The 24,553-nt window shown below is 62.9% G+C and carries 22 protein-coding genes; 9 read left to right on the forward strand and 13 right to left on the reverse strand.

From position 1 onward, the window contains the following. The first annotated feature begins 6 nt into the window (after positions 1-6). Positions 7-2,076 (forward strand): hypothetical protein, encoded by a 2,070-nt coding sequence (locus tag NXT3_RS13245; RefSeq protein WP_097525238.1) that lies wholly within the window; start codon positions 7-9, stop codon positions 2,074-2,076. Positions 2,077-2,345: 269 nt separating this feature from the next. On the opposite strand, the gene NXT3_RS13250 is transcribed toward NXT3_RS13245, so the two are convergent. Continuing rightward, complete coding sequence (locus NXT3_RS13250) at positions 2,346-2,906, reverse strand: GNAT family N-acetyltransferase (protein ID WP_037414930.1); 561 nt, start codon at positions 2,904-2,906, stop codon at positions 2,346-2,348. A gap of 259 nt (positions 2,907-3,165) precedes the next feature. Between NXT3_RS13250 and NXT3_RS13255 the strand changes: the two genes are divergently transcribed. Beyond that, positions 3,166-4,143, forward strand: coding sequence for a glutathione S-transferase family protein (locus tag NXT3_RS13255; RefSeq protein ID WP_037414927.1), 978 nt, complete (start codon positions 3,166-3,168; stop codon positions 4,141-4,143). Positions 4,144-4,148: 5 nt separating this feature from the next. Here NXT3_RS13255 and NXT3_RS13260 read toward each other — a convergent pair whose 3' ends face one another. Continuing rightward, a complete protein-coding gene (locus NXT3_RS13260) occupies positions 4,149-4,637 on the reverse strand; it encodes an NUDIX domain-containing protein (RefSeq protein ID WP_104839489.1) in 489 nt (162 codons plus the stop codon). Between the two features lie 130 nt (positions 4,638-4,767). On the opposite strand from NXT3_RS13260, the gene NXT3_RS13265 reads away from it, so the two are divergent. From NXT3_RS13265 to NXT3_RS13280, 4 genes are all read left to right on the forward strand, one after another. Further along, on the forward strand, positions 4,768-5,676 hold the full coding sequence (locus tag NXT3_RS13265; protein ID WP_037414920.1) for a metallophosphoesterase family protein: 909 nt from the start codon (positions 4,768-4,770) through the stop codon (positions 5,674-5,676). Between the two features lie 164 nt (positions 5,677-5,840). Beyond that, positions 5,841-6,386 carry a tetratricopeptide repeat protein gene (locus NXT3_RS13270; RefSeq protein WP_104839490.1) on the forward strand — a complete coding sequence of 182 codons (546 nt, stop codon included), beginning with the start codon at positions 5,841-5,843 and terminating at the stop codon, positions 6,384-6,386. 185 nt (positions 6,387-6,571) lie between these two features. Next, positions 6,572-7,090, forward strand: a complete 519-nt coding sequence (locus tag NXT3_RS13275; RefSeq protein ID WP_097525235.1) for an RNA polymerase sigma factor — start codon at positions 6,572-6,574, stop codon at positions 7,088-7,090. A gap of 3 nt (positions 7,091-7,093) precedes the next feature. Continuing rightward, positions 7,094-7,915, forward strand: a complete 822-nt coding sequence (locus NXT3_RS13280; protein ID WP_104839491.1) for an anti-sigma factor family protein — start codon at positions 7,094-7,096, stop codon at positions 7,913-7,915. A 192-nt stretch (positions 7,916-8,107) separates the two neighbouring features. On the opposite strand, the gene leuA is transcribed toward NXT3_RS13280, so the two are convergent. Then, the gene (gene leuA / locus NXT3_RS13285) at positions 8,108-9,817 is read right to left on the reverse strand and encodes a 2-isopropylmalate synthase (protein WP_104839492.1); all 1,710 of its coding nucleotides are present in this window, start codon (positions 9,815-9,817) and stop codon (positions 8,108-8,110) included. Positions 9,818-10,299: 482 nt separating this feature from the next. After that, the gene (locus NXT3_RS13290; protein WP_037414905.1) at positions 10,300-10,884 is read right to left on the reverse strand and encodes an ATP-dependent Clp protease proteolytic subunit; all 585 of its coding nucleotides are present in this window, start codon (positions 10,882-10,884) and stop codon (positions 10,300-10,302) included. Positions 10,885-11,114: 230 nt separating this feature from the next. Between NXT3_RS13290 and NXT3_RS13295 the strand changes: the two genes are divergently transcribed. Next, entirely contained in the window at positions 11,115-11,693 is a 579-nt protein-coding gene (locus NXT3_RS13295; RefSeq protein WP_104839493.1) for a HupE/UreJ family protein, read from the forward strand. A gap of 36 nt (positions 11,694-11,729) precedes the next feature. Here the strand turns inward: NXT3_RS13295 and queF are convergent, their stop codons facing one another. The 5 genes from queF to NXT3_RS13315 form a co-directional block, all read right to left on the reverse strand. Beyond that, positions 11,730-12,194 (reverse strand): preQ(1) synthase, encoded by a 465-nt coding sequence (gene queF / locus NXT3_RS13300; protein WP_037414901.1) that lies wholly within the window; start codon positions 12,192-12,194, stop codon positions 11,730-11,732. 57 nt (positions 12,195-12,251) lie between these two features. After that, the gene (locus NXT3_RS13305; protein ID WP_097525397.1) at positions 12,252-13,163 is read right to left on the reverse strand and encodes a cation diffusion facilitator family transporter YiiP; all 912 of its coding nucleotides are present in this window, start codon (positions 13,161-13,163) and stop codon (positions 12,252-12,254) included. Positions 13,164-13,341: 178 nt separating this feature from the next. Beyond that, positions 13,342-15,531, reverse strand: a complete 2,190-nt coding sequence (locus tag NXT3_RS13310) for an anthranilate synthase (protein ID WP_104839494.1) — start codon at positions 15,529-15,531, stop codon at positions 13,342-13,344. Between the two features lie 114 nt (positions 15,532-15,645). Then, positions 15,646-15,795 (reverse strand): trpE operon leader peptide TrpLE, encoded by a 150-nt coding sequence (gene trpLE / locus NXT3_RS33085; protein WP_337442160.1) that lies wholly within the window; start codon positions 15,793-15,795, stop codon positions 15,646-15,648. Positions 15,796-15,813: 18 nt separating this feature from the next. Next, positions 15,814-17,925, reverse strand: a complete 2,112-nt coding sequence (locus tag NXT3_RS13315; protein ID WP_104839495.1) for a TonB-dependent receptor, heme/hemoglobin family — start codon at positions 17,923-17,925, stop codon at positions 15,814-15,816. A gap of 249 nt (positions 17,926-18,174) precedes the next feature. Between NXT3_RS13315 and NXT3_RS13320 the strand changes: the two genes are divergently transcribed. Continuing rightward, the gene (locus NXT3_RS13320; RefSeq protein WP_104839496.1) at positions 18,175-18,996 is read left to right on the forward strand and encodes an extensin-like domain-containing protein; all 822 of its coding nucleotides are present in this window, start codon (positions 18,175-18,177) and stop codon (positions 18,994-18,996) included. Here the strand turns inward: NXT3_RS13320 and NXT3_RS13325 are convergent. Continuing rightward, entirely contained in the window at positions 18,993-19,463 is a 471-nt protein-coding gene (locus NXT3_RS13325) for a YiiD C-terminal domain-containing protein (protein ID WP_104839497.1), read from the reverse strand. The two genes, NXT3_RS13320 and NXT3_RS13325, sit on opposite strands and share 4 nt — an antisense overlap. Before the next feature lie 269 nt (positions 19,464-19,732). Here NXT3_RS13325 and NXT3_RS13330 point away from each other — a divergent pair, with 269 nt between their 5' ends. Then, positions 19,733-20,242 carry a DUF1993 domain-containing protein gene (locus NXT3_RS13330; protein WP_104839498.1) on the forward strand — a complete coding sequence of 170 codons (510 nt, stop codon included), beginning with the start codon at positions 19,733-19,735 and terminating at the stop codon, positions 20,240-20,242. 21 nt (positions 20,243-20,263) lie between these two features. On the opposite strand, the gene NXT3_RS13335 is transcribed toward NXT3_RS13330, so the two are convergent. The 3 genes from NXT3_RS13335 to NXT3_RS13345 form a co-directional block, all read right to left on the reverse strand. Next, positions 20,264-21,943, reverse strand: coding sequence for a formate--tetrahydrofolate ligase (locus NXT3_RS13335; protein ID WP_104839499.1), 1,680 nt, complete (start codon positions 21,941-21,943; stop codon positions 20,264-20,266). Between the two features lie 86 nt (positions 21,944-22,029). Further along, complete coding sequence (locus NXT3_RS13340; protein WP_097538005.1) at positions 22,030-23,250, reverse strand: DUF2333 family protein; 1,221 nt, start codon at positions 23,248-23,250, stop codon at positions 22,030-22,032. A gap of 3 nt (positions 23,251-23,253) precedes the next feature. Further along, complete coding sequence (locus tag NXT3_RS13345) at positions 23,254-24,543, reverse strand: DUF6638 family protein (RefSeq protein WP_037414880.1); 1,290 nt, start codon at positions 24,541-24,543, stop codon at positions 23,254-23,256. Positions 24,544-24,553 lie beyond the last annotated feature (10 nt).

Consider the following 24,553-nt stretch of genomic DNA (forward strand, 5'->3'; position numbering starts at 1 on the left):
GCAGCGATGACGATCGATTTCTCACCGCTCCTTCCCTGGCCCTATCTTGCCGCACTGGCGCTCGTTGCGGCCGCCTTGGCGGCGTTCGGCATCTGGCGAGGCGTTCGCGGCGCCTGGCTCCGCGCCGCGGCCCTTGCAGCATTCTTCCTTGCGCTTGCCAATCCCGTGCTGTTCCAGGAAGAGCGCGAGCCCCTCTCGACCATCGTCGCCGTCGTCGTCGACCGCAGCCAGAGCCAGGACAATGACGGCCGGCGCGAACAGACCGACAGGGCGCTTGCCGACCTCAAGGAGCGACTCGCCCGTTTTCCGCAGATCGAGACGCGTGTCGTCGAGGCCAAGGACGGCGAGGAGACCGAGGCGCCCTCGACGAAGCTCTTCGGCGCGCTCGCGACGGCCATAGCGGACGTGCCGCCCGCCCGGGTCGGCGGCGCCATCTTCATCACCGACGGCCAGATCCACGACGTGCCCGATATCAACCAGAAGCTCGGTTTCGAGGCGCCGATCCATGGACTGATTAGCGGCAGGCCGGACGAGGTCGACCGGCGCATCGAGATCGTCAACGCACCGCGCTTCGGCATCGTCGGCGAGCAGCAGAAACTGACCTTCCGCGTTGTTGACGATGGCGCTGCCAACGGCGGCAGCGCCGAGGTGACGATCCGCCTCAACGGCAACGAGATCGCGACGGAACATGCGGAACCGGGAACGGATGTGCCGTTCAGCTTCACCGTTCCGCGCGGCGGCAACAATATTCTCGAATTCGCAGTCAACCCGATCGCGGGCGAGGTGACGGAGGTCAACAATCGCGCCGTTCACGTGCTGGATGGCATCCGCGAGAACCTGCGCGTCCTTCTCGTCTCCGGCGAGCCGCATGCCGGCGAACGCGCCTGGCGCAATCTCCTGAAATCCGACGCCGCCGTCGACCTCGTGCATTTCACGATTTTGCGGCCGCCGGAAAAGCAGGACGGCACGCCGATCAACGAACTCTCGCTCATCGCCTTTCCGACGCGCGAGCTCTTCGTCGACAAGATCAGCGAGTTCGATCTGATCATCTTCGACCGCTACCAGCATCGCGGCGTGCTGCCCATTCTCTACTACGACAACATCGCCCAGTACGTGCAGAACGGCGGCGCGCTGCTGATTGCGGCGGGGCCGGAACATGCCGGCGACGATTCGATCGCGGCAACGCCGCTTTCGACTGTGCTGCCGGCAAATCCGACAGGCGTCATGAATGAGAAGGCCTTCTTCCCGCGGCTTTCGGAGGAAGGAAAAAAACATCCGGTGACGCGCGGGCTCGAAGGCGCATCGAGCGAACCGCCAAGCTGGGGACGCTGGTTCCGCACCGTCGACGTTGACAGGCCGCTCGGCCAGACCGTCATGGAGGGAGCGGACGGCAAGCCGCTGCTCGTGCTCAACCGTGTCGGCAAGGGCCGCGTCGCCATGCTGCTCTCCGACCAGGGCTGGCTCTGGGCGCGCGGCTTTGAAGGCGGCGGCCCGCATATCTCGCTCTACCGGCGCACCGCCCACTGGCTGATGCAGGAGCCGGCGCTTGAGGAAGAAGCGCTGACCGCGCGCGCCCTCGGACGGACGCTGGAAATCACCCGGCAGACGATCGAAGGCGACCCCGGACAGGCGACGCTCACCTACCCTTCCGGCCGCACTCAGGAGATAGGGCTCACCGAGCGCGAGCCGGGGCTCTACAAGGCGGAGGTGAAGACCGACGAGATCGGTCTTTTCGAAGTCGCCAATGACGAACTGACGACGCTCGTCCATGTCGGCAATGTCGATGCGCCGGAGTTCAAGGCGGCGATCTCCACCGAGGAAAAATTGAAGCCTTGGGCCGAAAAGACCAAGGGCATGGTCCGCCGGCTTGCGGATGCCGATGGTGCCGTCGACCTGCCAACCATCCTGCCGGTCCGGGGTGCGGTGCGCGTCGCCGACGACCAGCGCCTGTCACTCAGAATGACAGACGAGACGGTGCTCAAGGGCGTCAATTCGCTGTCGCTCTTCGCCGGCCTCTTCGGCCTCGCCGCCCTGCTGTTGTTGATCTCGGCAATGTGGTACCGCGAAGGGCGGTGAGTGGGCGCATTGAGGTCTATACGGCTCGGTGTGCTGCCGCACGTTTGGGCGAGCGCGTTGGATGCCGAGCCCCCTGGATCGTCATCCTCGGGCTTGATCCGAGGATCCAAGTGCAAGCATCTGGACACGCCCAGGTCATCAGTAATGTAGCGCGAACCCCGGGGCCGATTGCTTCTTTTTGAGCTCGTGAATGGATCCTCGGGTCGAGCCCGAGGATGACGAGTGGAAGGGGAGCGGCCATTCCGTTGAATGGCCCAGCGCCCAGCAAATCAGGCGGCGGCGCCTTCAGCGGGTGGCGGCACAACGCCCTTCGCTGCAGGCACTACGCTGTCATCCCGCCAGGCAATCACACCCTCAAGCCGCGCGTGAACGTCGGCTGCGATCGGCACGACCAGCACCCGGGCCGGATCGACCGGACCGGGGAATTCGAGCGCGCCGTACCGGACCTTCGCGAAGCCGAGCGGCTGGTAATAGGGCGGGTCGCCCACCAGGATGACCGCTTCGGAGCCCTTCCGCCGCGCCGCCTCGACGGCGATCCGCACGAGTTCCCGACCGATGCCCTTGTTCTTGTGCGACGGCCGGACGGCGAGCGGACCGAGCAGATGCCCCTTGACGGACCCCACGCTCACCGGGGTCATCCGCACGGAGGCGATCGTTTCGCCGTCATCGGTGCAGATGAAGGACAGCGCCCGGTCGTGCGGGCCCTGCTCGCGGATCCGCGCGGCCGCCCGGGCAAACCGGCCGGGGCCGAAGGCTTCCTCATTGATGATTTCGATGGCTGCGTCGTGGGATGCGTCTTCAGTCAGATAGACGAGATCGAGCTTTTTCATGGATGTCGAGAACCGGCAAGCGAACAGACAACAGGGATGGCGCGCCCCGAGGGCGTTTGCAGCATCAGCGTCGTCGCAGGCTTCCCGACAGGATCATCGTTACGGTCGCTTCCGAAAAAAGAAAAAGCTTCGGATCGCCGATAGCAGAAAATCGCCGCCGGTCAAAGTCTAAAACGCACTGTTCAGAATTTCATGCCTATCGGCGAGGCGATGCCGCGCTATCTATCGAGAAACAGGAAGAACTGGAAGGATCGCGCTGATGGGCAGGCTTGTGGACGGCGTCTGGCAGGACGTCTGGTACGATACGGTCGAAACCAACGGGCATTTCAAGCGAAGCGTGTCGCAATTCCGCAATTGGGTCACCGCCGACGGTTCACCCGGCTCTTCGGGCGAAGGCGGCTTCGAGGCCGAGGCCGATCGGTACCATCTCTATGTCTCGCTTGCCTGTCCCTGGGCGCACCGCACGCTGATCTTCCGCAAACTCAAGAAGCTTGAGGAGATCATCCCGGTCTCGATCGTTGATCCGCTGATGCTGGAAAACGGCTGGGAATTCAAGGGCGACAACGGCGGCACCGTCGATCACCTCTTCGGCTCGCAGGCGCTTTGGCAGATCTACACGCGCGCCGACTCCAACTATTCCGGCCGTGTCACCGTACCGGTGCTCTGGGACAGGAAGAAGAACACGATCGTCTCCAACGAATCGGCCGAGATCATCCGCATGTTCAATTCCGCCTTCGACCGTCTCACCGGCTCGGCAGCAGATTTCTATCCGGAGGACCTCAGGGAGGAGATCGACGCGCTCAATGCGCGCATCTACGACAAGGTCAACAACGGCGTCTACAAGGCCGGCTTCGCCACGCGCCAGGAGGCCTATGCGGAGAACGTCACGGCGCTATTCGCGATGTTGGACGAACTGGAAAGCCGCCTTGCCTCGCGACGCTATCTGTTCGGCGACCGCCTGACCGAGGCGGACTGGCGCCTGTTCACCACCTTGCTGCGCTTCGACCCGGTCTATGTCGGCCATTTCAAATGCAACATCCGCCGCATTGCCGACTATCCGAACCTAAGCGGCTATCTGCGCGATCTCTATCAGGTGCCGGGCGTCGCCGAGACCGTCAACATGCGCCATATCAAGGAGCACTATTACCGCAGCCACAGGATGATCAATCCGACCGGTATCGTGCCCGTCGGGCCGGAACTCGATCTTCAGGCGCCGCACGGACGCGAGGATCGGTAGGGTCCCTACCAAAACATAGCCGGCGCCGCCGTTCCGGCAAGTTCGGCAAGCCTGCGGCGCGTTGCCGGCGTGGTGTCGGCGGGCAGATCGTCGGGCGCAAAGAAGCCGGCCGCCGCGATTTCCAGGTCGGCAACTTTCGGCCGCACCTGGCGGACATCGTCGCACCGGAAGAAGACGACATGATCGCGCTTGCTTGTTCCCGGGTTGTAGTAGACCTGCACGAGGCGCGGCGGCCCGGTGAGCTCCAGATTGCCCTCCTCGCGGAGCTCGCGGACCAGCCCGTCAAACGCCGTCTCGTGCCGGTCGACGCCGCCACCGGGCAAGTGCCATCCGGGCAGATATGAGTGCCTGACGAGGAAAACCCGGCCTTGGCAATCGAAGCAGGCGGCCCGCACCCCGAGCGTCATGCCGCGCGAGACGGCGAAATACATGTGAGCGAGCCGTGTCAGGGGCCAGAGCCAGTTGCGCACCTCTTTCGGCCGGTCCTGGTCCATCGGCTTCTCCTTCCCGGCAATTCGAAGTGCTGCAACGGGGCCTGTGGCCCTGCGTCGGACATGTGCCGCTGCGGCGGGATAACCCATTCAAGTGATTCCCCTGCCGCCGAATATGCGCTAGACCGGGGCGATGTTCAAACTTGCGCATATTTCCGACGTCCATCTCGGCCCCCTACCCGATCTGTCGTTTCGCGAACTCGCCTCCAAGCGCATTACCGGTTTCGTCAACTGGCACCGCAACCGGGCGCGCCATCTCTTTCCCGACACGCTCAAATGCCTGATGGACGACATCGAAACGCGCGACCCGGACCATCTGGCGATCACGGGCGACCTAGTCAACCTTGCATCCTCTCTGGAAATCGAAGCGGTCACCGAATGGCTCGCCGAGGCCGGCGACCCGCAGGACATCTCCGTCGTGCCCGGCAATCATGACGCCTATGTGCCCGGGGCCTATGAGAAGACGGCACGCGCCTGGTATCCTTTCATGCGCGGCGACAACGGTCCTTCCGGTTGGATGAAGGACCATCACTGCTTTCCCTATCTTCGCGTACGGGGCTCGGTCGCCCTCATCGGCTGTTCGACGGCGGTCGCCACGCCTCCCTTTGCGGCAAGCGGCTATTTCGGCCCGCGGCAGGCCCGCGCCACGGTCAACCTCTTGCGTGCGGCCGGCGAGGCCGGTCTGTTTCGGGTCGTCATGATCCACCATCCGCCGATCCGCGGCGCCACATCCATGCACAAGCGCATGATCGGCATCCGCCGCTTCGCCGCGACCATCTCGTCAGGTGGCGCGGAGTTGGTGCTGCATGGCCACACGCATCTCAACACCGTCTACTGGCTCAGGGGACACGCGGCGCCGGTGCCGGTTGTCGGCATCGCCTCCGCCTCGCAAGGGCCGGGCGGCGCCAAGCCGGTCGCCGCCTACAACCTTTTCTCGATCGGAGGAGAGCCGGGCAATTGGAAGCTGACCCGCGAGCGCTTTGCCCTTGGCGCGGACGCCAAGACCGTCAGCCTCGCCGAGACAACCCAGTTCCATGGTTGAGAGAGCGCTTAGGGGGCATCGTATCGGGGGCGCTTTTTTGAACTGCCGCCCGAATAATCGGCAAGGCTCCGGCGTCTATGTCGCGTTGGAGGTCAAACGCCGCCGGAGCGACATCTGCGTCGGCCGGTCATCGGCCGCCGCATCGTTCACAGGAGAAAGGCATCATGAACGGCAAGATCATCCTCTTCACCCTTTCCGCCTTCGCGGCCTCCGTGGGAAGCCAGGCGGCGTTGGCCGTCGGCGACGACAACAGCGCGCCGCCCAAGAAGACCAAGACGACCACCCAATGCAGGGACGGCAAGGTCTGGGACGCCAAGCGGAACCGATGCGTCGATGCGAAGCGGAGTGATCTTGGCGACGATGTCCTGTTCGACGCGGCACGCGAGCTCGCCTATGCCGGCCAATACGAGAACGCGATCAAGGTCCTCGGCGCGATGAACGAGCAGCAGAGCGCCCGCGTCCTGAACTATCTCGGCTATAGCAACCGCAAGGCCGGGCGCATGGAGCTCGGCATGCAGTATTACAAGCGCGCCATCCAGGCCGACGAAAATTATATTCTCGCCCGCTCCTATATGGGCCAGGCCCTGATCGAGCAAGGTCGGGTCGAGGAGGGGAGAGCACAGCTCGTCGAAATCCGCGACCGCGGCGGCGAAGGCACATGGGCTTACAGGGCCCTGCTCGAATCGCTCGGCGGCGTTCGTCAGTATTGACGGCGCGGATCTTCCTCCCCGCCGAACGCCGGGCTGCCGGCGTGCCAAACCTTGTACGCCGGACCGCAAAAAACTCATTGCGATCCGGGTCTTCCCTTGCAGACTTCCGATCAAGTTTCATATCATGAGCCGTGCGTTCGCAGCGCGAACAGACGGATGATCCGGCACGTCTCACTGGAAGAGAAATGCGCCCAGCGGCAGAGATGAAGGACTTCAGACGGGATTTGGTCAGCCTGCTGCCCAAATTGCGCCGCTTCGCGATGACGCTGACGCGCAATGCCAACGATGCCGACGACCTCGTCCAGGAGGTTTGCGAGCGGGCGATCAGCCGCAGCCATCTGTGGAATGGCGAGGGACGGCTGGAGAGTTGGGTCTATGCGATGACCCGCAATCTCTGGGTGGACGAGGTCCGCAAGCGCAAGGTCCGCGGCACCGGCAGCATGGTCGACATATTCGACCAGCGCGAACTGAATGTCGAAGCCGCGGCCGAGAAGGCGGTCTATGCCAATCAGCTGCAGAAGATGATCCTCTCCATGCCTGAGGGACTGGCAAGCGTCTTCCTGCTGGTCAACGTCGAAGGTCACAGCTACCGGGAGACCGCGACGATCCTCGGCATCCCGATCGGCACGGTGATGAGCAGGCTCTCGACAGCGCGCCTGCGGCTCGCGGCCATGCTGTCCGAAGATACGGAAAGGAGGGCCTGACCGTTGCAGCAGACGATGGCGCTCGAAGTGCGGTTGTCCGCCTATATCGACGGCGAACTCGGCGAGGCGGAAAGATCCGAGCTCGACGCTCTGCTTTCGCGCGATGAGGACGCCAGGGTGCTGCTTGACAAGCTGAAGGCGGGCAGCACATTCGGCAACAGGGCCTTCGAGGATTTCCTTCACGATCCGGTGCCGCTGGCGCTGGTGCGGCAGATAAAGCAGGGAGGCGGCATCAGCCCGAAGCTCGAGCGGGTAACGACGTCGAACCTCCCGACACGAGGCGCCCGGGTCTTTCCACGCCTTGTTGCCACCGCGATCGGCCTGCTGCTGACCGGCGGCGTCGCCGGGTTCATTCTCGGCAGCACGGCCAATTTCGTCGAACCGGTCGGCGAGACCGCCGCGAGCCCGTGGGTCAACGAGATTGCCGACTACCATCGCGTCTATTCGCGCCAGAAGGAGCATCTGGTCGAGGTCCCGGCCTCGCAAGCGGCCCACATAGAAACCTGGCTGACCGCGAGCGTCGGCGTCCGCTTCAAGATTCCCGATCTTACGAGCACGGGACTTGCCTTCGAAGGCGCAAGGCTGCTGGTCGCCAATGGCAAGCCGGTCGCCCAGCTCGTCTACCGTGACCAGGAGGACGAGATCTTCGCCATCTGCTTCTTGAGGAGCGCCGACGGGGCCAAGGCGGACACCTTCAGCGAGGTTATCCGCGGCGATCTGGGATTGGTCTCCTGGCAAAAGGAGGGCGCCTCCTTCGTCGTCGTCGGGCCGTCATCGGCCGCCGGTCTGCAGGATCTGGCGCGCACGGTGGCGGCCGCCATCTGAGCACGTTGGAACGTCGCGGTTCGGCCCCCCGCACCTTCTCCCCACAATGCGGGGCGAAGGGGTTTGCCGCGTTGCCTTAGTCCCCTCTCCCCGCAAGCGGGGAGAGCGCTATTCCTCGGGATAAACCCGAGAAGAGGGGCAATCGCAGGCGAGCGCCGTCTTCAGAACAGCCCGCTGGCCATCGTCACGGGCTCACTTCGCCACCGTCTCCAACACGCGATTCGCGGCCGAGACGATCGCTTCGAGCGAGGCCGCGACGATGTTGGTATTGATGCCAGCACCGAAGAGCGTGCCGCCCGGATGCTCGACCTCCACATAGGCGATCGCGGCGGCGTTCGAGCCGTGCTGCAGCGAGTGCTCGGAATAGTCCGCGACCGAGAGCTCGATGCCGAGATAGATCGACAGCGCGTTGATGAAACCGTCTATCGGGCCGGTGCCCTTGCCTTCGATCCGCTTCGTCTCGCCGCGATCGGTGATCTCGGCGGCAACGACTCTGAGCCCCTTGTGGTCGCCCACCGGATAGGTGTGGTGATCGACGAACTTGATGCGTGCGCCGGGCTGCTCGACATAGCGCTCGATGAAGCGCTGATGGATGCGCTTCGACGGCAATTCCTTGCCTTCTTCGTCGGTGATCCGCTGAATGTCCTCGCGGAACTCGATCTGCAGGTTGCGCGGCAGGTTGATGCCGTAGTCTTCCTGCATGATATAGGCGATGCCGCCCTTGCCCGATTGCGAGTTGATCCGGATGATGGCCTCGTAGCTGCGGCCGACATCGCGCGGGTCGATCGGCAGATACGGCACTTCCCAGATGGGCTTGTTGGCCTGCTTCAGCGCCTTCATGCCCTTGTTGATGGCGTCCTGATGCGAGCCGGAGAAGGCGGTGTAGACCAGTTCGCCGACATAGGGATGGCGTTCCGGAATGACCATCTGGTTCGAATATTCGTAGACTTCCTTGATCCGCTCGATATCCGAGCAGTCCAGCTTCGGATCGACCCCTTGCGTGAACATGTTGAGCGCCAGCGTCACCACGTCGACATTGCCGGTGCGCTCGCCATTGCCGAACAGCGTGCCCTCGACGCGATCGGCGCCGGCCATCAGGCCCAGTTCGGTGGCAGCGATGCCGGTGCCGCGGTCGTTGTGCGGATGCAGCGAGATGATCAGGTTCTCGCGGTTGTCGAGATTGCGGCACATCCATTCGATCTGGTCGGCATAGACGTTCGGCGTCGCCATCTCGACGGTCGACGGCAGGTTGATGATCAGCTTGTTGTCCGGGGTCGGCCTGACGATCTCCGTGACCGCATTGCAGATCTCCAGCGCCACTTCCAGTTCGGTGCCGGTGAAGCTCTCGGGCGAATATTCGAAGCGATAGCCGCCGCCAGCCTTTGCCGCCATGTCGGTGATCATCTTGGCGGCGTCGGTTGCGATCTGCTTGATGCCGGCGACATCTTTGGCGAACACGACGCGGCGCTGCAGCTCGCTCGTGGAGTTGTAGAAGTGGACGATCGGCCGGTGCGCGCCCTCAAGCGCCTCGAAGGTACGGGTGATCAGTTCCGGCCGGCACTGCACCAGCACCTGCAGCGACACGTCGGCCGGCACATTGCCCTCCTCGACGCACCAGCGGGCAAAGTCGAAATCGGTCTGCGACGCAGACGGGAAGCCGATCTCGATTTCCTTGAACCCCATGTCGACGAGCAGGTGGAACATGCGGGCCTTGCGGTCGTGCCCCATCGGATCGACAAGCGCCTGGTTGCCGTCGCGCAGATCCACCGAGCACCAGATCGGCGCCTTGCTGATCGTATTCGACGGCCAGGTGCGGTCCGGCAGCGCGACCTGCGGATAGGCCTGATATTTCACCGCGGCCTCGGGCATGCCGGCCTTGATGGGATGCGATCTCAGTGTCATGTGCAGCTTCTCTTCGTCACTGGAGCGTGGCTTGCCGGATGCAATAGCCGATCACGGACCATATTGCGAGGCTGATGCCGACGCCATTGTTTCAGTTCTGGGGTGTTCGAGGAGCATCTGCCGGCAAGGCTTTCGGCCGCCGGGCGCCCCTCACCGGACCCGGCAACCGCGAGTAAGGCCGAGAAGAAGAAGCGAGGCAAAGGCGCGCGAGGGGGCACGATCGTGATCGTGTCCAAAGGAGATCGCTGAGATCTTGTGCGCGTAAGCCTTGGTCATAAGAGTGCCTATACACGGCTTGGCGAAGCGGAGCAAGGGAGCTGATGGGTGTAGCGCGTGTTAGCTGAGGCTTCACCAATAGCCTGCGGGGCTGGCGTCGAAGTCAACATAAATAGGCAGAACGGTGCGGCAGAACCCTTCTCCCCGCCTGCGGGGAGAAGGTGGCAGCAGCCGGATGAGGGGCGATTCGCTGGGGTGACCCGACGTCAAATCTCCGCGACCGATGTGATGATCCGCGAGACGAGTCCATAGGACTTCGCCTCGTCGGCGCCGAGCCAGTAGTCGCGGTCCGTGTCCTTGGCGATCTTCTCGACCGGCTGGCCGGTCGCTTCGGAGAAGATCTTGTTAAGCCGTTCGTTCATCTTGATGATTTCACGCGCCTGGATCTCGATGTCCGAAGCCATGCCGCGGGTGCCGCCGGACGGTTGATGCAGCAGGAAGCGGGTATTCGGCAGGCAAAGGCGCCGTTCCTTCGGCGGAGCGACGAAGATGAGCGCGCCGGCGGAGGCCACCCAACCCGTGCCGATCGTCCAGACCTTCGGCTTCACGAACTTGATCATGTCGTGAATGCTGTCGCCGGATTCGACGTGTCCGCCCGGCGAGTTGACGAAGATGCGAATGTCTTCGTCGCTGGCCGAGGCAAGCGCCACCAGCTGCGAGCAGACCTTCTGCGCCAGTTCCTGGTTGATCGTTCCGTAGATGAAAATCGAACGAGACTTGAAAAGGTTCGCCTCGGTTTCCTTGCCCAGCGGCAGTTCGGTCTTCTTTTCTTCCTGGTCGTCGTCGTTCATCCGCATTCTTCGGACTCCTCGTGAAATGTCTCAAGGTCAGATAATGCGACTCGATGCCGATGACAATGCAAACCGCCAGTGAATAAAGGTCCGGACCCCGAGCGCTGCCGCAATGGTAAATGGGTGCACCGTCAAATGCCGTATGGACAGCGCGAAAAAGCCCAATAAGATCAGCGCGTCATCAGAGCGGACGGGCTGCCTCCCGTGCCCGCCGACAAATGGGGACCATAATGAAGACACGCATGCTCATTGCCACCGCCGCACTCGGCGCTTCCGCGGCGCCCGCCTTCGCGCATCTCGACCCGGTCGAGCACGGTTCGCTGGCGGCCGGTCTTTCCCATCCGTTTTTCGGCGCGGACCATGTTCTGGCGATGGTCGCCGTCGGCCTCTGGGCCGCGCAGATCGGCGGCCGCGCGCTCTGGACTGTTCCTGCTGCCTTCGTCGGGATGATGACTGTCGGCTTCGGACTGGCGCTCGCCGCCGTTCCCCTGCCCTTCGCCGAGCCTGCGATCCTCGCCTCGGTCGTCGCCCTCGGCCTGATCGTCGCGATCGCCGTGCGCCTCGACGTGGCGCCGGCCGCTGCGATCGTCGGCATCTTCGCCCTCATCCACGGCCATGCCCATGGCAGCGAACTGGGGCAGGCCGGCGCCTGGTCCTTCGCTCTCGGCTTTATCGCCGCAACCGCATTGCTGCACGCCGCCGGCCTTGGCCTCGGTATCGCGCTCGCGAGGCTTTCGAGCAACGGCACGCTTGCCCGCCTTCTCGGCGGCGTCACCGCGCTGGCCGGCGCCGCGATGATCTTTGGCTGACCATACCGGCGCAAGGGCGGCGGGCTTCCCGCCGCTTCAGCCGCGGCCGCGATAGGTCGGCACGCCCTGATCCGGCAGCCAGACGCCTGCGGGCGGATTGCCGGTCTGCCAGAACACATCGATTGGGATACCGCCGCGCGGGTACCAGTAGGCGCCGATCCTCAGCCACTTCGGAGAAAGAAGCGACACCAGCCGCTTAGCGATGTCGATCGTGCAATCCTCGTGGAAGGCGCCGTGATTGCGGAAGGAATGCAGGAACAGCTTCAGCGACTTCGATTCGACCAGCCAACCGTTCGGCACGTAGTCGATAACGATGTGGGCGAAGTCCGGCTGTCCGGTCATAGGGCAGAGCGAGGTGAATTCCGGCGCCGTGAAGCGGACGAGGAAATCCGTACCCTCATGGCCGCTCGGCACGCGTTCGAGCACCGCCTCCTCGGGGCTCTGCGGCAGGTCGACCTTCGCCCCCAGTTGTGAAAGTCCTGATACGTCGGTCTTCGGCATTTCCCTGGTTCCTTAAGTTTGGAGCGATGCGGGCAAAGCACCGCACACCCTTTTTCGTCATCCCGTTCTGGTTTTGACGCGCACGCCGTGCGGTTTTTCGCCTTCCGGCTCGACGTGGATGGCGATCCTTGCGCCCGGATGAACGGCGCGGATAGCAACCTCGATCCGGTCGCAAATATCATGGGCGTCGCCGACCGGCATCGCCTCCGGCACGACCATGTGAAAATCCACGAAGGTCGCCGGACCCGCCTGCCGCGTCTTCAGGTCATGGACGCCGAGCGACCCGCCGGCATTGGCGGCGATCGCCTGCTTGATCGCCTCTTCTTCCTCCGCCGGCACAGCCTTGTCCATCAGCCCGTCGATCGAGCGCGAGATGACCTTCCAGCCCTGAAACAGGATGTTGGCGGCGACGACCACGGCAAGCAAGGGATCGAGAATTGCATAGCCGGTGGCAACGGCAAGAACAAGACCCGCGAGCACCCCGGCCGACGTGACGACGTCGGAGAGGATGTGATGTCCGTCGGCGCTGAGTGCCGGCGAACGATGCGCCCTGCCGGCGCGGATCAGGACATAGGCCCAGATCGCGTTAACGACACCGGCAGCGAAGTTGATTGCCAGGCCGAGCGCCGGCGCCTTCAGCAAGGACGGCGCCATCATCTCGGGCACGGCCTCCCAAAGGATGGACAGCGCCGCCACGACGATCAGGACACCTTCGATGACCGCCGAGAAATACTCCGCCTTGTGATGCCCGAAGGGGTGGCCGGCGTCCGCCGGCTTCGCTGCGTAGCCGATCATCGCGTAGGCGATCACCGCGGCAACGACGTTGACTACGGACTCCAGGCCGTCTGACAGCAATGCGACCGACCCTGTCACCCACCAGGCAAGCAGCTTCAGCCCCATGACCCCGAGAGAAAGCGGGATGCCCCAAAAGGCGAGCCTTAGAACCGTTCGATTGTCGGACGCGGTCATCTTCATTCCTCGTGCAGATGCAAACGAGTTGCAAATGCATGCCCATTGAAACGCAAAACCGCCCGCGCGGGTTTTCGCGCAGGCGGATTTTCATGCCTCATATGGGCGATAATGAACGGCTTGTCAAAGGCGCGATCGCACTCTCGCGATTACTCTCAAGGGGTCGTCAGCGAGGGCCTCAGGCGGCCTTGATCTTCGCCCTCTTCGCCAGGTGCGCCACGACGTTCTCGATCATCCGCATGCCGGCGTCTCCGCCGAGCGTCATGATCGATTCCGGATGGAACTGCACGGCCGCCACCGGTTCCTTGAGATGCTCGATGCCCATGATCGTTCCGTCCTCGCTTTCGGCGGTGATCATGAAGTCGCGCGGCAGGCTCGACGGATCGGCAAAGATCGAATGGTAGCGCCCGACCGTCACTTCCTTGCCGAGGCCGGAGAAGACGATGCCCGACTCCAGCACGCGGATGCGCGACGGCTTGCCGTGCATCGGGACCGCCAGTTGCCTGAGATCGCCGCCATAGGCCTCGGCCAGCGCCTGCAGGCCGAGGCAGACGCCGAAGATCGGAAGTTCACGCGCCCGCGCCTTCTTGATCGTCGCCTTGCAGTCGAAATCCTTCGGGCTGCCGGGGCCGGGAGAAAGCACGACGAGGTCCGGCTTCACCCGATCGAAGATTTCCTCGGCAACCGGCGTGCGCACGGTGGTCACCGTCGCACCCGTCTGGCGGAAATAATTGGCCAGCGTATGGACGAAGCTGTCTTCGTGATCGACCAGCAGGATATTGACGCCGGCGCCGACGGGGGCGACGTCGCGCGCCGCCTTGGCGCTGTTGGCGGATTTCGCGTCGCGAATGGCTGCAATCATGGCGGAGGCCTTCAGTTCGGTTTCGGCTTCTTCCTCTTCCGGATTGGAATCATAGAGCAGCGTTGCCCCCGCCCGCACCTCGGCAATGCCGTCCTTGATGCGGATCGTGCGCAGCGTCAGCCCGGTGTTCATGTCGCCGTTGAAGCCCACCATGCCGATCGCCCCGCCGTACCAGGCGCGCGGGCTCTTCTCATGGCTCTCGATGAAGCGCATCGCCCAGAGCTTCGGCGCGCCGGTGACGGTGACCGCCCAGGCGTGGCTGAGGAAGCCATCGAAGGCGTCCATGTCGTCGCGCAGCCGCCCCTCGATATGGTCGACCGTGTGGATCAGCCGCGAATACATCTCGATCTGGCGGCGGCCGATCACCTTGACCGAGCCCGGCACGCAGACGCGGCTCTTGTCGTTGCGGTCGACGTCCGAGCACATGGTGAGCTCGGATTCGTCCTTCTTCGAGTTCAGGAGCTTGAGGATCTGCTCGCTGTCGGCGATCGGATCGTCGCCGCGTTTGATCGTGCCGGAGATCGGGCAGGTCTCGATGCGGCGCCCGGAAACGCGCACGAACATCTCCGGCGAGGCGCCGACGAGGTATTCCTGGTTGCCGAGATTGATGAAGAAGGAATAGGGGGACGGGTTGATCACCTTCAGCCGGTTGGAGATTTCGGAGGGGCGGCTTTCGCAGCGCTCATAGAATTTCTGCCCAGGCACCACTTCGAAGAGGTCGCCGCGGCGGAAGCTCTCCTTCGCCTTGACGACGAGCTCGGCGTATTCGCCCGGGCGATGATCCCCGTGCGGCGGGATGCTGTCGACGGTGCGGAACGGTTCGGAAGCAATCTCCGCCGCCTTGCCCTCGGTCGAGACACCGTCCTTGGCGAAATCGTAGCGGTCGATCCAGGCCTTGGCGGCATAGTGATCGACGACGAGGATTTCGTCCGGCAGGAAGAGGACCATGTCGCGCTGGTCGTCCGGCCGGGCGAGCTTCAGGTCGATTGCGTCGAACTGGAAGGCAAGGTCGTAGCCGAAGGCGCCGTAAAGGCCGAGGCTCGCATCCTCCTCCGAATGGAAGAGGTTCGTCACGGCGCGAAGCACCGTGAAGACCGTCGGCATCTTCGAGCGCTCTTCCTCGGTAAAGACGCGGTCGGGCTCATTGATGGTGAGATCGAGACGGCGGGCCGTCAGCGTCCCGAGCGTGATGTCGGCAACCATTTTCAGGTGCTCGGCGATCAGCGCCAGCAGCACCTCGCCGCGCCCGTTATAGGCTTCGATCCAGAGCGAGCGGCCGAAGGAGGAGATGGCGAGCGGCGGGTCGACGACGGCAGTGTCCCAGCGGGTATAGCGCCCCGGATATTCGTAATTCGACGAGAACACCGCACCGCGGCGCTCGTCCAGCCTGTCCACATAGGAGGCGATTGCATCCGCATAGGACGCGTCGCGTCGCCGGCGCGTCACGACAATGCCGCCATTCGTGGTGTAACTCTCCGCGCCGTCTTTCAGAATTACCGTTGCCATTCGCCTCGCTCCCTAAAAGCCCGGTCATTCCACGCGGCTCGAATACGAAAAAAGCCGCCTCGAAATCTCCGGGCGGCTTCATGTCTCAATCACGCATGACTGGTCAAGGCCGCCTCAGCGAGCCCACCACCAGATCGAAATGTTCTGCGTGTTTGCCATGGGCGAAGTGTTAGCGTGGCTTGCGGCCTTACGCAAGCGGGAAAACAGCACCGAATGTTCGCGCGCCGAAAGAAAAGAGGCGGCCCTTTCGAGCCGCCTCTCCATGCAGTCAGGCAACGGAGCCTAGAACTTCGCCTTCGCGGTGACGAGGAACGTCCGACCGCGGCCGGTGTCGACCGTGCTGCCGGCGATCGTGCTCGACGCCGGCGTGTAGGTCGTGTCGAAGACGTTCGTCACACTCCCGGTGAGTTCGAGACCGTTCTCGAATTTGTAGTTCGCGAAGAGGTCCACCAGTCCGTAGCCGGGAACGGTGGCGGAGCCGCTTGCCCCCGCATTCTCCTCGCCGATGAAGGCATTGGAAACGGCATAGATCCGCGTGCCTACCGTGAGGCGCTGTTCCTCGAGGAAGCGTGCCCCGAGGGTCGCACTTACGATGTCATCGGGAAGGAAGCTCTGTACGCCAAAGCCGTTGACCTGTGACGGGAGGTCGCTCTCCGTATGCGTGTAGGCAAGGTCGCCGAAGACATAGCCGGCATCATAGGCTGCCTGCAGTTCAAAGCCTTGAACCGTGGATATTCCCGGATTGTTGACAAAGAATATTTTCATCCCGCCGTTGGCCAAAGCCGCAGTGATGTAATTGTCCACCCGGTTATGGAAATAGTTCGCCTTCAGGCGGAAGCTGTCTCCCGTAGCAATGAGGTCGTCCAGATTGATGTTCGCGCCGATTTCCCAGCCCTTGGATATTTCTGGCTGGAGGAACGGGTTGGGGAAGAACATCTGGAAGCCGCCCGGATGCGAACCGCCCACGAAGATTTCGTTGACCGTCGGAGCACGCGAGGTCTCGGCATAGGTCACGTAGGGCTGCAGCCACTCGGTGGCATTGACGGCGAGCGTAACGCTCGGGTTGAGGCGGCCGTCCGATTCGTCGACGCTATAGGCGCCTGCCGGCATGCCGAGCGGATTACCGGCGCTCACCGATCCGGTGCCGTCGATGTTGAATTGGTCGTAGCGCAGGCCGGCAGTGAGGTCGACGATGCCATAGGTGAAGGTCGTCGAATTGAAGATGCCCGTCGTCGCGTTCTTGCCGCCGCCGTTGACGCCGCCGGTCGGCTGCGCCGTGCTGTTGATCACATCGTAGTCATCCTGAAAATATTCGACGCCGTAGTTGGAGCGCACGGCAACTTCGCCCAAATCGAATGTCGAGGTGTTGGAAATGTCGAAGCCGATACCCGTGTCGGTGATCCGCCGCCCCGCCGCGCCGCCGGCACCCAGGAGGTTGGTATCGTACTTCATCCGCAGGCGGTTCCAGTAGGAGTTGGCGCGGAAATCGATCAGTTCATTGTCGGGCGTGTAGGCGTAGTTCGCGCTGACCGTCTGGTTTCTGACGTTTTGGAAATAGGAGTTCGCGAAGAAGTCATTGTCGTAGGAGATTGCGCTGAACTTGAAAGAATGGTCCTTGTCCGGCGTGATCTCGGCCTTCAGGAGGCCGGAAAGCAGATCCTCCTCGGTGAAGGGAACTTCGATGCCGTCGCCATTGTCGTAATTACCCGGATCGCTCTTGCTGATCCCGCCAAGCACAGAGAAGACGTCGTTGAAGCGATAGGCGCCGAGCAAGGATTCCGACCAGCCGGCGCCATTGCTGCCGTAGGTGGCGACGGCCTGACCGCCATAGTTTTTGCCGTCCTGGATCAGGTCCTTGATGTCATAGGTCTTGAAATTGACCGAACCGGCCAGCGCCCCGCCTCCGATGCCAGTGACGGCGCCGCGGGTCAGGTCTATCTCGGAAAGGAAGGCCGGATCGACATAGGCGAAGCCCTGGGCCTCGTGGCCGGTGAAGCGGAAGTTCTGGCGAACGCCGTCGATCATCATGTTGACGCGGCCGGAGCCCTCGAAACCGCGAATATTGACGGCAACGCCGGGATTTTGCGGGTTGTTGGCCGTCGACGTGCCGGGCACGCTGCGCAGCAGATCGTCGGTCTCCTGGCCCGCCTGAAGCTCGATTTGGTCCGTGCTGACGACGCTCGAAGGACCGGGCTTCGCATAGGGATTGGCCTCGCGTCCGCCCTTGGCGATGATCGGCGAGAGATAGGTCTCGCCCTTCTTTGCCGCTTCCGATTCTTCGGCCTCTGTCGGCTGGGATGTTGTCGCGCTTTGCGCGAAGCTGCCGGAGGCGACGGACAATGCGAGTGTTGCCGTGCATGCGAGAAGAGCCAGGCGATGATGCCGGTTGAGCATGGACCAGTCCTATGAGTTTGTTGGCCGGGCTTGCTGTTGAGCGGCAAACTCAAGGGCTGGCTGGGCAGGTGTCGGAATTCGGCGAATCCAGTCACGTCATCGCCTTATTTGGGCCACATAAAAAACATGACTGAAAAAGTCAATATAATTTTAGGGCACATATATCCCGTCCGTCCTCCTCAGTTTCAGCACATTTTGAAACAGGATGGCCTTTCATGCGTTTGACCGTGACAAACGGAAAGGACCTGCATGCGCGCTGTCGGTGTGGTACTGATTTCCGCCCTCGTGCTCTGGGGGGCGGCGCTTCCGAAGGAAGGCCCGCTACCCGTAGCGAGGCCGGATACCGATCAAGGCGAACAGCCGACGCCCACGCCAAAACCTGCCGCGCCGCAGAGAAAACCTCAAGCGAGCGATCAAGAAAACTTAAATGTCGGGGCTGGCAAAGACCTACCGCCTGGGTGGAAAGACGACTCTCTCCGCGAGGAAGCGCTTCTGCCGATCGAAAAGGAAGACCCGAAAGCCTATGCCTCCTGTCTGGCCGCGCTCAAGGAGATCGGCAGCGCCTTTGCGGAGACTGCCCGCATCGACGACGGCAAGGGCTGCGGCATCGACAGGCCGATCAGAGTCAGTTCGGTCCTGCCGGGCGTCGCGCTTGAGCCCGAGGGAGTGATGCGCTGCGAAACGGCCCTGGCGCTCGCCCGTTGGGTGAAGGAGACGGCCACTCCGGCGGCGGAGGCCGCATTCGGAGCCGACGCCCGTATTTCGGCGCTGAACCAGGCCTCCTCCTATGTCTGCCGGCTTAGGAACAACGCAAAGACGGGAAAGATCTCCGAGCACGCACGCGGCAATGCGGTCGACATCGCCTCTTTCAGCCTCGCAGACGGCAAGACCGTCGAAATCCAGCCGCGCGACGAAGACGGCACCCTGACCGGCGCCTTCCAGCGCGCCGTGACCGCCTCCGGCTGCCTCTACTTCACGACCGTCCTCGATCCGGGCAGCGACGCGGCCCATGAAACACACCTGCATTTCGACGTCATCGAACGAAAGAACGGCTATCGCTATTGCCGCTAGCCACCCCCGTCGGTGCTCGCGTTCCCGTATCCAAGTGCCACGAATTCACCGGAGAAGGTGCCGGCGACCTCACCCTCGGCCATGAATTCGGCCGTCACCCTCAGACGCGCCCGTCCCCGCCGTTCGAGCAGACGCATGAAGCCTGGCCATTGGTCGGCATCTTCGAGACTCGAAAGTACCGAGAATGAACCGAGGATCGGTCTCAGATAGTCCATGCGGTTGCTCTGGATCACCAGGCGGCAGGCGATGCCGCTCGAGCGAAGCCGGACATGCAGCAGCGACCAGGCAGCGAGGATCGAAAGCGCCGAAGCGCTGCCGCCGAAAACTGTGTCGCGATGGTTGATGTTCGGCGCCAGGGGCGCCCGGAGGAGGACATGGTCCCATTCCACCGATTCCACCTCCACCTGCATGGCGGCCGACAGGGGAATATGCGTATGAAGGTAGGCCTGCAATTCCGAGGGTGTCATTGTGCGTCCAATGTAGAGCACCTTGGATCACGATGCTTTGAGCCGAATGGACCCATCACAAACCGTGAGCGGTACACGTAGGATAGAGTGGATGCGCGCGCGGAAGACCGCAAACACGTTGCACATCTCGCTCCAGCGGAAATCGGGCCGGTTTCAGCACGAATTCTCTTTCGGATTGGCAAAGATTTTCGCAACCGATTGAACCCGCGGACGACCGATACGATCTATCTCCGGTGCCGACCACAACGCCTTGAACGAGGAACACTCCCATGCCCTTGACAATCTACACGTTCTCCGTCCCCGTCTTCACACGCGGCTTTTCCGCGCTCGGCGGGCTCCTCGACAAGGGCGAGGCCTTTGCCGCCAAATCGGGCACGCCGCTCGACGAACTCTTCGGCGCGCGGCTCGCGCCGGACATGCTGCCGCTGTCGGGTCAAGTCCAGCGAGCGAGCGACACCAGCAAGAACGCCATCGCTCGACTGACGACGCTTGAAGTGCCGCGGTTTCCCGACGATGAGCAGAGCTTTGCCGATCTGCGTCAGCGGATCGACAAGACGGTGGCATTCTTCGAAACCGTGACACCGGAACACCTCGAGGGCAGCGAGAAGCGCGAGGTGACCCTCAACTTCCCGAATCTGAAGGTCACCTTCAGCGGCGACGACTATCTGCTGAAGTTCGTGCTGCCGAACTTCTATTTCCATCTGACCACGGCCTACGACATCCTGCGCCATAAGGGCGTGCCGCTCGGCAAGGCGGACTTTATCGGCGGTCTCGATTGAGCCGGCACTACTGCACCACCGTCAGAACAGCCCCTCTATGTAGCCCGCCTCGTTGAGGCGGATCTTCTCCGAGGACGGCACCTTCGGCAGGCCCGGCATCGTCATGATCTCGCCGGTGATGACGACGACGAAGCCGGCTCCGGCCGCAAGGCGGACTTCGCGGATCGGCACCGCATGGCCGCTCGGAGCGCCGCGCAGGTTGGGGTCGGTGGAGAAGGAATATTGCGTCTTCGCCATGCAGATCGGCAGTTGCCCGTAGCCCTGGTCCTCCCAGGTTCTCAGCTGATCCCGCACCACCTTGTCGGCAATCACTTCACTGGCGTGATAGATGTCCTTGGCGATCGTCTCGATCTTGTGGAAGAGCGGCATGTCGTCCGGATAGAGCGGCGAGAACTGCGAGTGTCCGGCATTGGCGAGATCGACGACCTTGTGCGCCAGTTCCTCGATGCCGGCCGATCCCTCGGCCCAGTGCCGGCACAGGACCGCCTCGGAACCGAGCGTCCTGACATAGTCCTTGATTGCGCGGATTTCCGCCTCCGTATCGGAGGTGAAGTGGTTGATCGCGACGAGCACCGGCACGCCGAATTTCTTGACGTTCTGCACGTGGCGGCCGAGGTTGGCGCATCCCTTCCTGACCGCCTCGAGATTCTCCTTGCCGAGATCGTCCTTCTTCACGCCGCCATTCATCTTGATCGCCCTGACGGTGGCGACGACGACGGCGGCGTCCGGCTTCAGGCCGGCCTTGCGGCACTTGATGTCGAAGAATTTCTCGGCGCCGAGATCCGCTCCGAAACCGGCTTCGGTCACGACGTAGTCGGCAAGCTTCAGCGCCGTCGTCGTTGCCACCACCGAGTTGCAGCCATGCGCGATATTGGCAAAGGGGCCGCCATGGACAAAGGCCGGATTGTTCTCGAGCGTCTGCACCAGGTTCGGCTGCATCGCATCCCTGAGCAACACCGCCATCGCCCCGTCCGCCTTGATGTCGCGCGCATAGACCGGGCTCTTGTCGCGCCGGTAGCCGATGATGATGTTGCCGAGGCGTTTTTCCAGATCCTTGATGTCGGCGGCAAGGCACAGGATCGCCATGACCTCGGAAGCGACGGTAATGTCGAAGCCGGTCTCGCGCGGATAGCCATTGGCGACACCGCCGAGCGAGCCGATGATCTGGCGCAACGCCCGATCGTTCATGTCCATCACCCTCCGCCAGGCGATGCGGCGAATGTCGATCGCCTGCTCGTTGCCCCAATAGATGTGATTGTCGATCAGCGCGGCGAGCAGGTTGTGGGCCGAGGTGATGGCGTGGAAATCGCCGGTGAAGTGCAGGTTGATATCCTCCATCGGCACCACCTGCGCATAGCCGCCGCCGGCAGCACCCCCCTTGATGCCGAAGCAGGGACCGAGCGAGGCCTCGCGAATGCAGACGATCGTCTTCTTGCCGATGCGGTTGAGGCCGTCGCCGAGGCCGACGGTGGTCGTCGTCTTGCCCTCGCCGGCCGGCGTCGGGTTGATCGCCGTCACCAGGATCAGCCGGCCGTCTCTCTTATCCTTCTGCGCGGCAATGAACTCGGCGCTGACCTTCGCCTTGTCATGGCCGTAAGGCAGCAGATGCTCCGGCGGAATGCCGAGTTTAGCCCCGATCTCCATGATCGGTTGCTTGCGCGCAGCACGCGCGATTTCGATGTCGGACTTGACCTCCCCCATGGCTTCCCCCTGTTTGGTGCGTACATCCCGCCTCCTCTGCCGGATGCGCGCTCCGTTTCCTTGTGCTTACGCTGCCATGCCGGCCGTCAGCGGGCAAGGATGTCGCGCATCTCCACCAGGTTGGACCGCACGCGAAGAATATAGAAGCCCATCGTCGCCAGATGCGTCGGCATGATCCAGCCGTCCTCGCGGCCGTTGGAGATGATCAGCGGCTGGATACGCAGCGCCGAGCGCAATTGCTTCAGCGTCTCCGTATAGATCGGCGTCAGCCCGCGCTGGGCGACGACATTCTCGAAATCGGCACCGGCCGCCGAGAGAATGCCGTAATAACCGTAGAGCTGGCCGAAGGCGAACCAGAAACGGTCGTCAGCGCGCGTATCGAACCAGCCGCCATTGTGGAATTCCGAACGCTCGCGGATGATCGCCGACGTATTGCCGAGATCGTTGGCGATGCGGTCGAGGAACTCGACCATGTTGTCGGACCGGCCGTCGAAGATCGCCTCGCATTTGCCGAGCGAAACGTTGAATTTCCGAAGGTCGCGCTCGGCGGCACGGTAGAAGCTTGGCGTCGGGGTCTTCGGACCGAAAGGATTGATGCCGAAATACCAGGTTTCCTCGTCGAACTGAATGTTGCCGCGTGCGGCCTGCAGGTCGTTGTTGACGCCGGAGGTACCGCGCACCCGGCCAAGCGAGTCGACCAGTTCGACGCTGGTGCGGCGCACCGCCTGGTTGATGCCGCGCTGGAACGACGCCTTGTTGTCGAGCCAGGGCGTGTCGTCCCAGTCCATCCCGAACAGGCCGAGCTTGTAGGCGAGCATCGAGGAAATCCAGGCGTTCTGGTTGACGTTGAGGTCGATGAGATCGGCCGCGACATCGACGGTCGCCGAGGTCTGGCAGACCGTGCCGGCCGGCAACTGCACCATGTCGAGCGCTTCCGTGGTCGACCCGTCCGAGGGCACCACGGCTGCGGCCTGGCTCGTAGCCGCCGCGCTACCGGATTGTCCCGTCGTGGCCCCCGGGCCGCTGATCGGCGAACCCGCCGGCACCTTGCGCTCGGCGAGCTTGTAGCGATTGACATAGTCTGGATCGAAATTGGTCCAGGCCTGCGTCTGCCAGATGAAATAGCCGTAGAAGAAGATCAGCCCGAGCAGCACCAGTCCGATCGGCCCCTTGATGATCCAGCTCCGCGCCCGATACCAGTTGCCGAGCGCCACGAAGGGCCAGAGGAGCCAGGAGACCGCCAGACCTATGCCGCGGCCGATCGCCGTGAACACGCGCTGAAAAAACACAACGATCGGATCGAGCATGTCCTATTCCTCTTTGAGACCGTAGAGCTTGTGGCGGAAGGCGGTCTTGTCTTTCAGATATGTGCCCGTCAGGGTCGCCACAACATATTCGCGGAACTTTTCGCCGTAGTGTTCGTAGGCAGCATAAAAGCCCTGTTTGTCGAACACGAAGCGGGAGACGAAGTCGCGCGGGACGAGCTGCGAGACGAGTTGGTTGACCAGCCATTTGTCCGGATGGTCGGGAGCGGCCCGCACCAGCAGGAAACGGTTCTCCGGGGCGATCTCCTGCATCTTCACCGTCCCCGTTGCGGCGATCGCCCGCGCAACTTCCTGCAGGAACGGGTAGGTGCCATCGCGCGCCACCAGCGCGGCGTTGCGATGGATCCAGGTCTGTAGCCAGATTCGATCGGCATTCAGCAGATCCGCATCCGGATCGGCTTCGTTGATCAGCCCGCGGATTGCCATGTCGGCCCGGTGCTGGAAGAGGCCCGACTCCTGCACCCAGGAGGCCTGCGGCAGTTGCAGCCGGTTCGTCGTCGTCAGGAAGTCGTAGATGCGCGCGTAATCGCCGATCGCGATATAGCTCACCTGCCAGGGCCGCGAGCGCCTGAAGCCGGGCACGGAAGGATCGCAGATCACCGTCGTCGTCTTCTGGTCGAGGAAGACATAGACGCCGCCGAAATGATTGGCCCAGAAGGCCTCGTGCCGAAACACCAGCTCCTCTGGGACAAGAGCATTCTGGCGGATGTCGCCGGTCAGCTTGGCGAGTTCCACCATCCGGTCCAGCATGGCGTCGTCCGCCCACGCGTCCGGCACTTTCTTCAGCCGGTCGACGAGCTCCCGGAGCTCCGCCGCCTTTCCGAGCATGTCCTCGGCGGAAAGCACGCGGAAGCGGACCTCGTTGATCGACAGCAGATCGTCGATGTCCTCGACCACCGACACCGAGTCCTCGATCTCGCCATAGAGCGCATCCTTGATGGTGACGGCGTTGATAGCCCGGCTGTTGGCGTTGAAGAACTCATGCATCAGCGCCGCGGTGTTGGAAAAGCTCGTATGGACCACCGGCAGGTCCGCCTGGGCGGGCGTCAGGATGATGAAGCGCCGGTTGACCCGGTTCGGATCGAGATAATCGCGGTCTCCGAGCTCCTCAGCAATTTCCGGCGAAAAGCCGGTCACATCGATGCTGAAGCGCTCGAGCGCCGTCGGCTTCAGCCCCAACCCTTCGAGCGCCTTGTTATAGCGAGCCACAAGATGCGGCTCGGAAATATCGAGCAGCCGCCCATAGATGAGCTCGGCTTCGAGAAGGCGCTTCATGGGGCGATGT

The sequence above is a fragment of the Sinorhizobium fredii genome (assembly GCF_002944405.1).
Classification (GTDB): Bacteria; Pseudomonadota; Alphaproteobacteria; order Rhizobiales; family Rhizobiaceae; genus Sinorhizobium; species Sinorhizobium fredii_C.